The 14,310-nt window shown below is 53.6% G+C and carries 12 protein-coding genes; 1 reads left to right on the plus strand and 11 read right to left on the minus strand.

Translation table 11 applies throughout. The features are described from left to right. From NP589_RS11125 to NP589_RS11145, 5 genes are all read right to left on the minus strand, one after another. Window positions 1-343: Mu transposase domain-containing protein (locus NP589_RS11125; protein ID WP_443190289.1), on the minus strand; the 343-nt coding region annotated here is incomplete at its 3' end. Then, window positions 322-1,203: an IS21 family transposase gene (gene istA, locus NP589_RS11130; RefSeq protein WP_371929668.1), complete on the minus strand. Its 882-nt coding sequence runs from the start codon at window positions 1,201-1,203 to the stop codon at window positions 322-324. The genes NP589_RS11125 and istA, both read right to left, overlap by 22 nt. After that, complete coding sequence (locus NP589_RS11135; RefSeq protein ID WP_256607044.1) at window positions 1,137-1,283, minus strand: hypothetical protein; 147 nt, start codon at window positions 1,281-1,283, stop codon at window positions 1,137-1,139. Before NP589_RS11135 ends, istA begins: the two co-directional genes overlap by 67 nt. A 545-nt stretch (window positions 1,284-1,828) precedes the next feature. After that, window positions 1,829-3,535, minus strand: coding sequence for an AAA family ATPase (locus NP589_RS11140; protein ID WP_256607045.1), 1,707 nt, complete (start codon window positions 3,533-3,535; stop codon window positions 1,829-1,831). A gap of 4 nt (window positions 3,536-3,539) precedes the next feature. Then, the gene (locus tag NP589_RS11145; RefSeq protein WP_256607046.1) at window positions 3,540-4,895 is read right to left on the minus strand and encodes a (Fe-S)-binding protein; all 1,356 of its coding nucleotides are present in this window, start codon (window positions 4,893-4,895) and stop codon (window positions 3,540-3,542) included. A gap of 323 nt (window positions 4,896-5,218) precedes the next feature. Here NP589_RS11145 and NP589_RS11150 point away from each other — a divergent pair, with 323 nt between their 5' ends. Then, window positions 5,219-5,527: a DUF6156 family protein gene (locus NP589_RS11150; RefSeq protein WP_256607047.1), complete on the plus strand. Its 309-nt coding sequence runs from the start codon at window positions 5,219-5,221 to the stop codon at window positions 5,525-5,527. A 164-nt stretch (window positions 5,528-5,691) separates the two neighbouring features. Here the strand turns inward: NP589_RS11150 and NP589_RS11155 are convergent, their stop codons facing one another. The 6 genes from NP589_RS11155 to NP589_RS11180 form a co-directional block, all read right to left on the minus strand. Next, a complete protein-coding gene (locus NP589_RS11155; protein ID WP_256607048.1) occupies window positions 5,692-6,273 on the minus strand; it encodes a PqiC family protein in 582 nt (193 codons plus the stop codon). Window positions 6,274-6,305: 32 nt separating this feature from the next. Continuing rightward, the gene (locus NP589_RS11160; protein ID WP_256607049.1) at window positions 6,306-7,298 is read right to left on the minus strand and encodes an MlaD family protein; all 993 of its coding nucleotides are present in this window, start codon (window positions 7,296-7,298) and stop codon (window positions 6,306-6,308) included. Further along, the gene (locus tag NP589_RS11165) at window positions 7,295-8,086 is read right to left on the minus strand and encodes an ABC transporter ATP-binding protein (RefSeq protein ID WP_256607050.1); all 792 of its coding nucleotides are present in this window, start codon (window positions 8,084-8,086) and stop codon (window positions 7,295-7,297) included. Before NP589_RS11165 ends, NP589_RS11160 begins: the two co-directional genes overlap by 4 nt. Before the next feature lie 3 nt (window positions 8,087-8,089). Next, a complete protein-coding gene (locus tag NP589_RS11170) occupies window positions 8,090-9,172 on the minus strand; it encodes an MlaE family ABC transporter permease (RefSeq protein WP_256607051.1) in 1,083 nt (360 codons plus the stop codon). 258 nt (window positions 9,173-9,430) lie between these two features. Continuing rightward, the gene (locus NP589_RS11175) at window positions 9,431-10,426 is read right to left on the minus strand and encodes a response regulator (RefSeq protein WP_256607052.1); all 996 of its coding nucleotides are present in this window, start codon (window positions 10,424-10,426) and stop codon (window positions 9,431-9,433) included. Window positions 10,427-10,433: 7 nt separating this feature from the next. Continuing rightward, a complete protein-coding gene (locus tag NP589_RS11180; RefSeq protein WP_256607053.1) occupies window positions 10,434-14,291 on the minus strand; it encodes a response regulator in 3,858 nt (1,285 codons plus the stop codon). Window positions 14,292-14,310 lie beyond the last annotated feature (19 nt).

Below are 14,310 nucleotides of genomic sequence, written 5' to 3' on the forward strand. Positions count from 1 at the left end.
GCAACTCGACAAACGCTCTATCGCCTTTGTCCTGTTTGAGAATACGGTCGCGCACGACTTTGATGGGCACCGGCAAATCCCAGGTCACAAACGGCGCGCCGTTTCTTAACGCCCCAGGCTTCTTCTCCAGTACCGGCAAATAATGCCAGGGATCGCAGATCAACTGGTCCCGCCCGAAACGACGCGCATGCTCGGCGATGACTTGGCCATTGGTCACCATGCGGATCTTGTCAGCCGTGACGCGCACCGATACCACCTGATTAGCCCATTGCGCGGGCACGCTGTAACGGTTGCGATGGATGTTGATCAAACACAACGAGGTCACACGGCGCATCGTTTCCATTTATGCCCTGTGGGTACATAGCCATCAAAGACGGCTTTGATCGGCATGAGCAATGGCTGTTCTTCAGCGAACAAATCGGCAATCGTGCGCGACGGTTGATCGGGATGCGGGCGTAAAGCCAACTCTCGACAACGCTGGGCAAGCCAGGCGTTGAGTTCGGCAAAGTCGACAAACTTGGGGGTTGGCGTGAACAGCCATTCGCTGATATTGCCGACCTGGTTTTCCACTTGGCCTTTCTCCCAACCGGACTCTGGGGTACACGCCACCGGTTCAAACAAGTAGTGGTTGGCCAAGGTTAGAAAACGCCGGTTAAAGCGCCGCTCTTTACCCACAAAGACGGCATCCACCACGGTCTTAAGATTGTCGTACACCATCCGTTTTGGCACACCACCAAAGAAGGCAAAGGCTTGATTATGGGCATCAAACACCATCTCCTGGGTTTCACAGGGGTAAGCGACGACGAACATTTGTCGGCTGTGACTTAAGCGAAAGTGACCCACTTTCACCACCTGTTCCACACCGCCTACCGAAGTGGTTTCATGGCTCCAATCAAACTGACAGGTTTCACCGGCGGGAAATAACAAGGGCACGAAGGCTTGTTTGATCGACGGCGTCGATGAACGTAACTGCTTCCACGCTTTGACGAAGCGCTGTACCGCGCTGTAACCGCCGACATAACCTTCGACTTGCAGGCATTCGTATAACCGCTGTGCGGTGCGTTTGCGCTTTTTGCCAGGCAAGGCGGCATCGGTTTCTAGCCAGTTCGTCAGTTGTTCGATATAGGTGCCAAGTTTCAAATAAGGTTGGTGTTGGCGGGTTGGGTAAACTGGTTCATCAATCGTGTTGAGATGCTTGCGAATGGTGGGACGGGCTTGGCCAACTCGCTGATGGTCACGCCTTCAACAAAATGCAGTCGCCTGATTTCGGGTAGTACATCCATTTTTATCACTCCAGGGGTCTCCGGCAAAAAGCCGGTCATTGAACAACCTGGGGTGGAAACTTTTCAACGCTCTTTTCCCCAGGACCCTGGAAAGTTTTGCACGCCGTTTAGCAGTTATTGAAAATATAGTGTTTTTCAATTTTTAAAGCCCCAGATAATGATGCGTGTTGCAAAACACTGTCGCAAAAGGGGCTTTTTTATGGGTAAAATTCCTTACCTGTTCAGACTGAAAAGTGTCTTTTATTTCCGTTTAGTTATCCCACCGGGTATCAAAGTTTGCTCGACTTTCGACAAATTACGATAAGCCTAAAGACACAGGGCAAAGAAGGGGCAATCCCGCACGCGTTAAAATTCGCCTCACACCAAATCAAGCCGGTCTGAGCTGATTGTAAGCATTAGCGGCACCAATCCAAAAAACCGTTGTTGAGCCTGACGCGTGCTCTGCGGTTGCTGCCCAGCACCGTCACCAGAATCAACCGAAAAACAATCTCCGTTATCGGCGAGTACAATGAAAGCCTCGTTGCATAGTTATCTCGGTTTGCAAACTAGGCGGCTTCGTCCAGCAACTCCAAGCCTCTAAACACCGAACAGCGCTTGAACACTTCCAACTCCGGCGCCAGTTTCTTTTGCTGGCAGAATTTGGCGACCAGCTTTGTCAGGCCCTTGATGTCGCGACCGGTGGCACCGGGAAAGATGGCCGCCAGTTCGTCTATCAATTCGTCCCTGACCGGCAAGCCGAATTGTTCGGTCATAACCCGCCAGATTTTGCAGCGATCCGCATGATCCGGGGCGTGATAGCGGAGCATCGCGATGCAGCGGGAGATGATAGCTTCATCGATGTCATCCACCCGGTTAGTAGTCAGGAACAGCAGGCCGTTGAAATATTCCAGCACCCGCAAGAACACACCAACCACGGCGTTGGAAGCCAGGTTGTCCGCGCGGCTTTTGATGTAAACGTCGGCTTCGTCGATCAACATGACCGCCCCCCAGCGCTGGGCGCGAATCAAGGTGTCCTTCAGGGTTTTTTCCATCTCGGCGACGTTTAAGCCCAGTTGCCCGGAATGTACCCGGTACAAGGGCCGCTTGATGATTTCCGAATAGACTTCGGCAGTAAGCGTTTTGCCCACCCCCGCCGGTCCTGCGCACAGCACGGTGGTGCCGCCGGATTTGCCGGCGACGATGTCGTCCATCAACATGTCCATTTCCGCGGTCAGGATGTCGATCAAATCGGTTTGCTCCGGCGGCAGGATCAGCTTTTGCTTCAATTCCGGCTGATAGACATAAGGCTGGGTATCATCGACATACACCCAGACATGGTGATGCAATTCCAGGTGAAACATCAGAATATAGCCATGCACCGGCATTTCCGTGAACATACCTTTGGGCACATCGGCCTTGGCGGCTTCCATCGCGCTTTCGGTTTTGCTGTCGTAGCGCATGCTTTTGCCGGCCTTGCGCAGATAAGTGCCGAGAATGTCGCCGGACGCATCCAGGCTCAAGGCTCGCTCGCTGAGGATATTTTCGTCGTTGACCAGGCGGCAAATCCCGCCGCCGGAGGACATGACCACCGTATTCTTCCGCGTCCAGTCGCTGCTGCGATGGCTGGCGGTTGGGTCCTCGGCGTATTCGCCGGTCCCCCAACCGGAAAACTGCTCGCCGTAGCGCGCCCGCCAATCGAAATAGCGCACGGAGGCCTCGTCGTAACTGGCAATTAATTCCGGGGTTTCTTTTAAATAGCCTTTGGTGGCAAAGATTTCCGGGATGGTTTTGTCAGCCAAATCCTTGCTGCGGATAATCAGGCTCTCAACCATGATTTTACCCTTGGTGTTGGCTTTCAATTCGATCAAGATCCGCCCGGCTTCTTCTTCACCCGGCGGGGTGTAATCCAGGCGGGTAATCAGATAAGCCAAAGTTCTGCCGGAAGGCTCGACATGAAATAACCAGCCGCGAATACCGCCGTCCAAAAAATAATTGGCAATCGCCGGCAGCAGCATTTCCAGTTGATCGACATTGTAGCGATGGCTGTTGTCGGCCAGAGCCGCTTGCAGTGCGATCAATAATGCCGCCTGATGCTGTAAGGCTTCGCCCTCTTGCGAATAGATGCCGGCCAGACTGGCTAGTTCTGCCTCGCTGAGTAAATCGTAAGGCACTTGCGCCTTGGTACCAAAACGCAATTGATCATTTAAGCTTTGCAAGCGCGGGTGATCGGTAAGCAGTTGTTGGAGATAGCGTTTATCTATGGTTAATTTCATCGCATCAGTCCTGTGACGGTAAGGCTAAACAAAGTACTTCGGCTAAATGCAGCGGCTTGGCGAAGCCGCCATTGCCGATTTGCTGCTGACAAGAAAAACCGTTGCTGACCAGCAGCGCTTCAGGTTCGGCGCGTAAGGCCGGGAATAGCGCCAACTCGGCCATGGCCTGGGCTTGATCGTAATGCTCGGCTTCGACGCCAAAATTGCCGGCCATACCGCAACAAGACGATTCGATCAGTTCGAATTTAAGATCGGGCAATTGTTTCAGCAGTTTGCGTACCGACTTGATTGCACCGACGGCTTTTTGATGGCAGTGACCATGTAACAGTAAACTTTGGACGCCGGGAATGGCTTGAAACTCGATAGGCCAACGTTTGCCGGCTTGCTCGCGGACGATAAACTCTTCCAGCAACAGGATTTTTTCCGCCAGCTTTTGTGCCGGCTCGCCCAAACCCAGCTTCAAATATTCGTCGCGTAAACTGAGGATGCAAGATGGTTCCAGACCGATAATGGTGCGGCCCGCAGCTACATGTTCGGCTAGTGCGGTGACCATACGTGACGCTTCGGCGCGGGCCTTGTCGATCATGCCGTTGGAAAAATAAGTGCGTCCGCAGCACAAGGGCCGATTCGATTCATCATTAGCCAGGGGCGTAGCGATATGCACATGGTAGCCGGCGGTGTTCAGCAGTTTTTTAGCCGCTTCGGCGGCGGCCGGGTTGAAGTAATAATTGAAGGTATCGACCAGCAATACGACTTGTTTGTCGGCCAACTCCGGATGCAAACTTAACTCTGATTGCGTGGGCACTTGAAAGGCTTGCGCGGCGGGTTCCGGCAAGCGGACTTTAGCGCTGATGCCCAGCCAGGCTTCACCTAAACGCGCCAGCAGCGGTAAACGATTGCGCCACTTGATTAAAGGCCCCAGTCCGCGCCAACGTAGTATTTTCGGTAGCTCCGCCCACAGCCGCCGCCTCAGTGAAACGCCGTTACGCTTTACCTGCTGCGCTAGAAACTCGGCTTTGATCAAAGCCATATCCACCTCGTTCTCGCATTCGCGCTTGCAGCCTTTGCAACTGACACACAAGGCCATGGTTTCGGCCAATTCCGGATTGAAAAACGCTGCGTCGTTATCGGCGTTCAAAGCCGCTTTCAAGGCTCTCACTCGGCCGCCGGGCGACAGGCCGGGATTTTGCGTTACCCGAAAGCTCGGACACATCACACCCTTGGCGTCCCGTTCGCATTGCCGGCTACCGATACACACTGCGACGGCTTTGGCGAAATCGGCGCCATGCTTGGGAATATCGGCGTAGGCATCGCCCATGCCGGCGTTTTCATAAGACGACCAATCCAGAAACAGTTTCATAGGCACTAGGCTGATTAAAAACCTAGATCAAGCAAAAACAAAGCCAGTAGGAGCGGCATAGGGTGGATAAGCCAAGCGCATCCAGCTCTCCCTTCAGTGATTGGTGGATGCGCTTGGCTTATACGCTCTAGCTTTGCTGCGATTGTTACATTTCCCCGCCGGATTGCTGCTCGGCACGCTGTAGCAAACCCGACAATCTGCGGCGGCCGCGAGCGATTTGTCACAGCATTGCTGGGCAAGATCACTGGCGACCCTAGATAATTCGGGCTAGCTATTTCGGCACAAATATTGCGGGAATTGGTTTTTTAACCTGGGAATTTGAAGTGGAATTAGAAAACTGCGTCACCCGCTATTTCATCAGCTATAGCGGGGTAAAACTACCGTTGAAATTGGTCAACGAACTGGCAGACGAAAGCCATCTGGAGAACCGCAACACTTACTTTCGCGGCTGTTACGATGCCGATCAGCGCCTGATGCTATTGGAAAAACTGGTCTACGGCGATGTGGAATTGCGCCATGTCTACGCCTACCATGCGAACGGCACACTGGCCGAAGCAGAAATTACCGACGCGGATGGCGAGATTGATGTATTGCGCTTCGACGAAACGGGGGCGGCGTTGGCGGTGGAATAATTCTAGGGCGCGATCTTGATTTGAAGTGGAAAATTGATTTTCCAACCGAAAAGACAGTGCAGATTACGGGATCGGCAAGGTTTTTTACCCACTTTTACTTGCTTGATTGCTGCAATTTCGGGTGGGCACAAAAAGCCTGTCTACCCTACGCTAATGCGGGTCGATCAATATGCAGCCAAACGCACGGCGTTAGCCAATTCGGCGCTAAATCTTGCCAAGCAACGGCTTTGCGCGGCAACACTGGCTTCGGCACCGTTACCTGCTGCTTCGCTGCACTCAAAGCGCTTGCCGAGCACAGATTTATCGGCTTTTTTCAATTGCCACTGCACCGATAAGCGGCTTTGGCCGGCGGCGGTTTGATGCAACTCCAGGATGTCTAAGCTGATTTGGTAATCGATCGCTTGGCGTGGCGCCCACGGATAGCGGACCACTTGTTCGATGCCCAGTTGTTTGGGTAAGGATAGCCCCAAGGCGCGGGCGATATTTTCATCCAGGCGCTCAGCCCAGCGGCTGTGCTCGTCCAGTTGATATTGATGCTCGCTCAAGGCGGTGACCAACTGCGGACGATCCAGATAAGCCGGCAAATGGATTGGCCCTAAACCTAACACGGTGCCGGCGGGCAAAGCAGTGACCGACGGCGGCGCGCCGGTTTCGGCACTGAGCATATAAAACTGCATCGGCGTGCTAGTGCAAGCGGTCAGTAGCAACGCTAAAAATAGCTTCGGTAAATAAATTACGTTTTTCATATTCATCTGGTTAAATCTGTTAACAGCCCAATCTATTTGCCGTAAATCAACGACTCCGGCCGCCGCTCCAGCGACTCGGTCAAATCCTTCAAGGAACGCGCGGCGTTGCGCATTTCCACCAAGGTTTGCCCCAGTTGCGCATCCGGTGCGGCCATGGTTTCCACCGCGGTCAAAGCATTTTGCGAGCCTTCCATCATCTTGGTCGCGGCATTCAGACTTTGTTCGGCGGCTCTCAACACCGGCAATAACTCCTTATTAAAATCCTGCAGGGTAGTGCGGGTCTCGGTCAAAGCGCTATTGGCATTGACCATTAGCGGCCCAATCTGATCGTTTAGCGAACTCATCAGCCGTTGGGTCTCTTGCAAGGATTTGGCCAGCGCCGCCATCGATTTCTTGGTATCGTCCGACTCCAACAACCCATGCATCGAATTCAAGGTATCCGCCATATTTTTGGTAATCGCTTCCAACGGCAACTGCCGCACGCGGTTGAAGATTTCGTCGGCGGTGTTGCGGATTTCGTCAACTGTGGTCGGTACGCTGGGCAGTTCCGGCAGATTCTTATAATCCAGTTTGACCAGATTGATCGGCTTGTCGCTGTAAAAATTCAAATCCACATACAACAAGCCGGTCAGCAAACTTTGGGTCTCCAACCGGCCCTTTAAGCCGGCATCGATCATACGTTGAGCGTCCTGCATCCGCTGTTTTTTGCTGTGACCGCCGGATTGCTGTACCGACAAGTCTTGCAGCAAGGCTGGATCGATTTCGATCACCACCGGCTTGAAGATTCGGCCGGTCGCGGAATCCATTACCAGAGAAATTTCGTTGACATTGCCGATCTGCACGCCCTGCAACTTCACCGGCGCGCCGACATTCAAGCCGTTCAGCGCCGAGTCGAAAAAGATGACGAAGCGCTTTTTGTCCTTAAAAAAATCGCTGCCGCCAAAGATCATTACGCCCGCCGTCAGCAAGATCAACGCGCCGACCAAAAACGCGCCGATGGCTAATGGATTGGCTTGTTTACTCACGCCGGACTCCTCATCTGTCGATTACTACTATTTTGTTCGGTTTGATCGCCGCGATTCAAAAATCGAATCACGTTGGGGTGCTTGGATTCATGCAGCAATTTCTGCGGCGGACCGCCGTCGATATTGGTGCGGGTTTCGGCATCCAGAAACACCGAGTTATTGCCGATCGCGAAAATACTGTCCAGATCGTGGGTGACCACGACGATGGTGGCCGACAAGGCGCTGCTCAAGCTAAGAATCAGATCGTCCAGCAATTTGGCGGTGATCGGGTCCAGCCCGGCCGACGGTTCGTCGAAAAACAAGATTTCCGGGTCCAAGGCCATAGCCCGCGCCAGACCGGCGCGCTTTTGCATGCCACCGCTGAGCTCGGAAGGATAATAATCTTCAAATCCGGCCAATCCGACCAGCGCTAGCTTATAGGACACGATTTCCCGCACTTTTTTGGGCGGCAACAGGGTGGCTTCGGTAATGGGCAGCGCGACGTTTTCGGCTAAGGTCATGGAACTGAGTAAGGCGCCGCTTTGAAACAACACCCCGGTCCGGGCCAAAATTTGCTGGCGGGCTTTGGGATCGGCTTGCCAGAGACCTTGTTCGCCATAACAAACATCGCCTTTTGCCGGTGCTTTCAAGCCTATCATGTGCCGCAACAAGGTCGTTTTGCCGCAGCCGTTACCACCCATGATGATGAATACGTCACCGCGATTGATCGTAAAATTCAGATCGTGCTGAATCACGAAATCGCCGTAGGTCATCGTCAGGTCTTTTACCGTGATGCAGGCTTCGGCCATCGTTCAGATTCCCAGCCGGTTGCAGATGATGGTCATCACCGAGTCGGCCACCACGATAAAGACGATGGCAGTGACCACCGCCGAGGTCCCGGCATCACCGACCGCCGAGGCGCTGCGGCCGCACTGCATACCGCGCATGCAACCCGATAGCGCAATCAAAATACCGAACACCGAGCATTTCACGAAGCCGATAATAAAATCCTTCATCTTTACTGCGCTGGCGGTGCGGTCCAGATATTCGGTCAGCGATACATCGAAAAAATTCACCGTCACAAAGCCGCCGCCGATGATGCCCATCAAGTCGGCGTAAAGACATAAAAGCGGCATAATGATGATCAAGGCCAACATCCGCGGCAACACCAAAAACGCCATCGGGTCCAAATTCATGGTTTTTAGCGCGTCGATTTCGCTGTTGACGTGCATCGTGCCGATTTGCGCGGCATAGGCGGCGCCGGTGCGGCCGGACATGATAATCGCGGTCATCAAGCCGCCCATTTCCCGAGTCATGCCCAAGCTAACCAGGTTGGCGATATAGATTTGCGCGCCGAAAAGGGATAGCTGCACCGCGCCGACAAAGGCCAGAATCAAACCGACCAGCAAGCTGATCAAGGTGACGATAGGCAACGCCGACGGTCCGCATTCTTGAATATACAGCCATAAATCCTGGCGGCGAAAATGCGCTTGCCCGCGCAGGGTGGCGAAAGTACTGATGATCATTTCGCCGACAAAGATCAGCATCTCCTTGCTGTGCTGAACCGCTTTGCCGGTACTGACTACTAAAGCCTGAGACCAGGACGTCTGAGCTTGGTCGCGGTGCGCATCGACACGCTCCGGTACGGCAGAAACCAGGGTCAGCAAGCCTTGAATCGATGCCGGCAAGCTAGCTTTATCTACCGCCACACCTTTCTGCGAGGCGTAGTCAATCAGCTTAATTAACTCAGTCACCAGCATGCTGTCCCAACGGCCAAGCGCCGTAGTAGAGAATATGATTTTTTTGATAGCATTGGTTTCAATCTGCGCCAGTACCGGTTCCAGCGGGGGTAATTGCGCATCTAGTACCCAATCTCCGGATAGCGCAATTTCCACTGCCTTTGCCTGACGAATCGCGCTGATGGCACAAGTTGGAGCACTATGGGTGGCTGGTGGTAGGATCTTTGAATTTTTCATCCCTGTTGGTGCTGATAATACGTAGCCGCAAGTATGCGCAGAACGCAGACTCATGGCAATAGCCGATAGAGAAGTATTTTTTAAGCGCAATGCGGCCTAAAAAAATTCCTGATTAGCAGTTATGCTGCCGCGTCCTCAAAATCGCTATGCCGGCAGGAAAAAGCGCATCAACACCGATCAAGTTTGCGCTAATTCGCGAATTTCCCAGTCGGCCTTGATTTGCAGAATTTGTGGTTGGATGTCCAGAAAACAGGCTACCATCGCCGGGTCGAAATGCTGCCCGGCACCCTCGCGGATAGTCGCGACCGCCTTATCGACCGGCCAAGCTTCCTTATAAGGCCGACGCATGGTCAGTGCGTCAAACACATCGGCCACACCGACGATACGCACCGATTCGGGAATGTTTAGGTCCGCCAGTCGATTCGGGTAACCGGTGCCATCCCATTTTTCGTGATGCGACAAGGCCACTTCGGCGGCCAGTTTAAAAATCGGTGCATCGCTTTTCGACAGAATATCGTAACCAATCTGACAATGCCGACGCATGATGCGCCATTCTTCCTCATTCAGCGCGCCAGGTTTACTGAGTACAGCGTCAGGTACGCCGATTTTGCCGGTATCATGCATTGTCGCGGCAAACTCCAGTAATTCGGCATCGGCGCATGTCCAGCCGACATTTAGGGCCAAGGCTTTGGCATAAGCGGCCATTCGCCAAATATGTACCCCGGTGTCGTTGTCGTTATAGTGTCCGGCTTCGCCCAGCATATAGATTGCATCGCGGTGGCTTTTTTCCAATTGTGTCGCTCTAACCAGCGACAAATGAGTTTTCACGCGCGCGCGCACCAGACTGGGCACCACCGGCTTACTCAAATAATCCACGCAACCCACCGCAAATCCTTGCTCCTCATCGCCCAAGTCAGATAAAGCCGTGACGAATATGACCGGGATGGTTTCGGTGGCCGGATCGGCTTTCAAAGCCCGACAGACTTGGTAGCCGTTCATGTCCGGCATCTGAATGTCCAACAAAATTAAACTCGGCCTGTGTTTGGCAACCGCCAGCAGAGTTTCCTGACCGTTACGCGCAAAGACCAAATGATATGCGGGTTCGAGAATTTCGCGGAGTATCGCCAAATTCGCGGGCTCGTCATCCACGATCAAAATAGGACTATTAGGCATGGGTTTCTTACTGGGTTGGTGTGTCGAGCTGGTTTATTAACGCCAGAGCTAAGCTTTCAGCTTCCCGGAAATTATAGTCGCGAATTTGCATGGCAAGCGGCGCCAATAAATCGGCGTCTACCAAGCCCTCCAGTTTAACCAGTGTGCGCTCGGCATGACCTGGGTTATCTTCATCCAGCGCCGTTAATAGTTCGCCCAGCAGGGGGGGGATACCACCCTGCGCTTCGGCTTGGATGTCATAATCAAGCGGTGGCGTTGTGTTTGGGCTTAAGTTGCCGATGCTGATGATAACCACGTCAATCGCTTGTTGCAGCGCTGCGGAGGCCGCAGCTAGCGGCTCACCGTGACTCAAGGCCGTTTCGAGTTCGGCGCTGAGTGTGGCTACATCTGTCAAAGCCAAACCGTACGCCGCGCCTTTTAGTTTGTGCGCCAAGGCCGCTACCTCGGCAAGCTTCCCTTGCTCGGCGGCAACACTGATTTCCTGTCCGGCATAGCGGTACTGATCGACAAACCGCGCTAGATAGGCCTGATATAGATCGAGCTTGCGCCACATTTTTAGGCCGGTGTTGAAGTCGATTCCCGGCCAATCGTCTGGATCTGGATGTGTCGCCGTGAAGAGTGGGGCGGATTGGTCGTTGGGAATTACCCGGTCATGCGGATCGGCGGGTGCAAGACCTAAAAGCCCGAGCGGCGATTTGTTTGCAGCCCAACGCGTGATCAAAGCCAACATTTTCGGCACGTTAAATGGCTTGGCAATAAAATCGTTCATGCCGGCTTCCAGTGCCGCATCCTGCAAGTTTTTAAACGCCCCGGCCGTGAGTGCCAGAATGGGTAAATCAGCCCAAGCCGGGTTTTCGCGTATCCGTCGAGTGGCGGCATAACCGTCCATGCGCGGCATTTGCACATCCATCAACACCAAATCCACTGCGTCAGGATGGTTGAACAGCCAATCCACGGCGTCTTGACCGTCGCTTGCCAAACTGATTTGTGCGCCCTCGGACTCTAAAATGCGGCTGGCCACTTCGCGATTGATGTCGCTATCGTCCACCACCAGTATCCGCAAACCTTGAATACGGGTCCCTGCCGGAATTGACGATGTATCGGGTGCGGCTACCGGCGGCTGCGGCGATTTCGACAATACCGCCGCCACGGCGTTATACAATGCGGAAGGCGTTACCGGTTTATTCAATATCCCATCGACATGATTCATGTCGGGCTGAGCCGCCAGCCGTTCACGGGAATAAGACGCGCTGATCATCAGGATAATAGCTATTCGCGGCTGATTGAGCTCAACGGCGGGCAGAGAGGCGCGGATCGATTCCGCTGCGCTCATACCGTCGACTCCCGGCATCGGCCAATCCAGCAGCACCACATCATAGGGTGCGGCGCTCTCAAGACCGGCTAAGAGCTCGACGATTGCCGCCTGGCCCGAAGCGACCGGAGTGGTATCCCAAGCAAGACCCCGCGCCGACATATGCACTGCTTCGCGCGTATGCTCACAATCATCGACCACCAGCAATTTCAAATTGTGCAAGGGTGGGATGGCTTGCGTCTGATTGAAATCAAGGTGGCGCTGCAAACGCAGTACAAACCAAAATTCGCTGCCTTGGCCGGCTACACTGCTTACCCGTAACTCGCCACCCATTAAATCCACCAACTGGCGACAAATTGTCAATCCAAGGCCGGAGCCACCAAAGCGGCGGCTGATAGTATTGTCGGCCTGGGTGAAGGCGGCAAACACCTCGTCCAGTTGCTGTTCGGAAATACCGATACCGGTATCGCGCACGGCAAAGCGTACCGCCACCGTATCGCCGTTTTGCCAGTCATCGGCAGTAACGCGCAACACGACCTCGCCGCGTTCGGTAAATTTAATCGCATTGCCGAGCAAATTAATCAAGACTTGCTGGATACGCAAGCCATCGCCAATCAGGGCATCGATACCCGCTGGCGGGATGATGATCAATTCCAGATTTTTTTGGTCGGCCGACGCCGCCATCAATGCCGCGAGATGGTCGAACATATCGCTGAGCCGGAAAGGTAGGTTTTCGATCTCCAGGCGTCCGGCTTCGATTTTGGAAAAATCCAGAATATCGTTAATGATCGCTAACAAGGAGCGCCCGGCATCGCGAATTTTCCTCACCAAACTGCGTTCTTCTTCGTTCAGGGCGTGCTGTTCCAGTAAATAACAAAACCCCAGTACCGCATTCATGGGTGTGCGGATTTCGTGGCTCATATTCGCCACAAAACTGCTTTTTACCCGCGTCAAACGCTCTGCGCGCTGCAATGCTTGGTTGAGTTCTTCCGTGCGTTGTTCGACCAGGTTTTGCAAATGATCCCGATATTGCAGCAGTTCCATCTCTTGTTTTTTACGCACGCTGATGTCCTGTACCGTGGCAACCCGGTACATTACCTTTTGCTCGGCATTTTTAACGCTGACCAAATCCACCGCCACATCAAACTCAGAACCGTCTTTGCGCCGATAAACCGATTCGTAGCGTATCTTGCCGAATTGGTCGGCTTCACAGAGACGGCGTCTGGCCGACTCGACGTGTTCAGGCGCATACAGGGATAGAATAAATTGACCTTCAAACTGATCGGCATTGTCGTAACCCAACATGTCGGCGAACGCCGGATTGCAGGTCACCAGACGCCCCGTCTCGGGGTTGCCGATGGCTATGCCGTGCCCGCAGTAGCGGAAAGCATCGACCCAACGTTGCTTTTCGGCGGCCGCGACTTTGGCTTCGGTGATATCTTGCACCGTTCCAATCAAGCGCAAGGGTTGACCATCGACAGTGGTTTCCAATTTGGCTTTGGACAACACCCAACGCTGCTGTCCTTGCGCGGTGAAAATGCGGTATTCCAAACCGTTACCGCTATCACCCGCCAAACAGTCCTGATGCCATGCACGTCTGGCTGCACGATCATCGGGATGCACCATTTCGTAAAGCTGTTCCATGCTCAAGGCTTGATCAGTTGCGGATGAAAGTCCAAATACCCGGAAGGTTTCCTCGCTCCACATAGCTTGCCCGCCCGGTAGGTAGCGGACCCACGAACCAATATGAGCAACGGCCTGAGAGTCTGCCAGCAATCGTTCTTTTTCAATAAGGGTTTGTTCCATTTGTCGGCGTTCGGTGATGTCTACCACGATACCTCGATACAGTATTGTCCGGCCTTGCCCGTCCAATTCCGGCTGTCCACGCGACATTAGCCAGCGTTCCCGGCCGTCAACCAGTTCGGCAAGCCGCCATTCCACGTTCAACTCGTTATTTTGCTTTACCGCTTGGTGAATTGCCGCTTGCACGATGGCGCGATCATCCGGATGCACAGTGGACAGCCAGACGTCGTAGCAGGCTTGGCAAGAAAACGGCTCCAAGCCGTACAAACGCCATAGGCCTTCATCCCATTGATTTTCGTTAGTCTGTAAATTCCACTCCCAGATACCGGCGTCGGCAGCGCGTAGCGCTTGGTTCAATCGCCGATGATTAACGTCTGATTCCAAACTGGCAATTCGCTGCAACTCGACTTTGGAACGGCGTAATTGTTCGAAAGCCAAATTAAATGACAGCCCCATCAAGGCAAAAATAGCCGTGGAATAGTAATAGCGCACGTCCGAGACGTTAAAACTTCCCTCGGGCGGAATAAAAAAATACATCCCGATTAAAACGGCGAAGGCTGTAGCGATCAGGCCACTGATCAATCCTCCCAAGTAGGCGCTTAAAAATACTGCCGGGTAAAACAATATCCAGGTCAGTGGCGACAGCGCGGCCCATAGCCACCATTGCAGTAAACCGGCAACGATAGGAATCGCCAAAGACAGAACCGAAGTCGGGTTTATCGGCATGTGGCGGAAGCGGATGTTAAGCATGACGATGAAACTGCCGGCA

The organism is Methylomonas rosea, from assembly GCF_024505055.1.
In the GTDB taxonomy this organism is placed as follows: domain Bacteria; phylum Pseudomonadota; class Gammaproteobacteria; order Methylococcales; family Methylomonadaceae; genus Methylomonas; species Methylomonas rosea.

Coding starts and splice junctions, on each gene's coding strand:
- NP589_RS11145 (WP_256607046.1), bottom strand. CDS start 4,895: ATGAAACTGTTTCTGGATTGGTCGTCTTATGAAAACGCCGGCATGGGC.
- NP589_RS11165 (WP_256607050.1), bottom strand. CDS start 8,086: ATGGCCGAAGCCTGCATCACGGTAAAAGACCTGACGATGACCTACGGC.
- NP589_RS11180 (WP_256607053.1), bottom strand. CDS start 14,291: ATGCTTAACATCCGCTTCCGCCACATGCCGATAAACCCGACTTCGGTT.
- NP589_RS11135 (WP_256607044.1), bottom strand. CDS start 1,283: ATGGATGTACTACCCGAAATCAGGCGACTGCATTTTGTTGAAGGCGTG.
- NP589_RS11175 (WP_256607052.1), bottom strand. CDS start 10,426: ATGCCTAATAGTCCTATTTTGATCGTGGATGACGAGCCCGCGAATTTG.
- NP589_RS11155 (WP_256607048.1), bottom strand. CDS start 6,273: ATGAAAAACGTAATTTATTTACCGAAGCTATTTTTAGCGTTGCTACTG.
- NP589_RS11140 (WP_256607045.1), bottom strand. CDS start 3,535: ATGAAATTAACCATAGATAAACGCTATCTCCAACAACTGCTTACCGAT.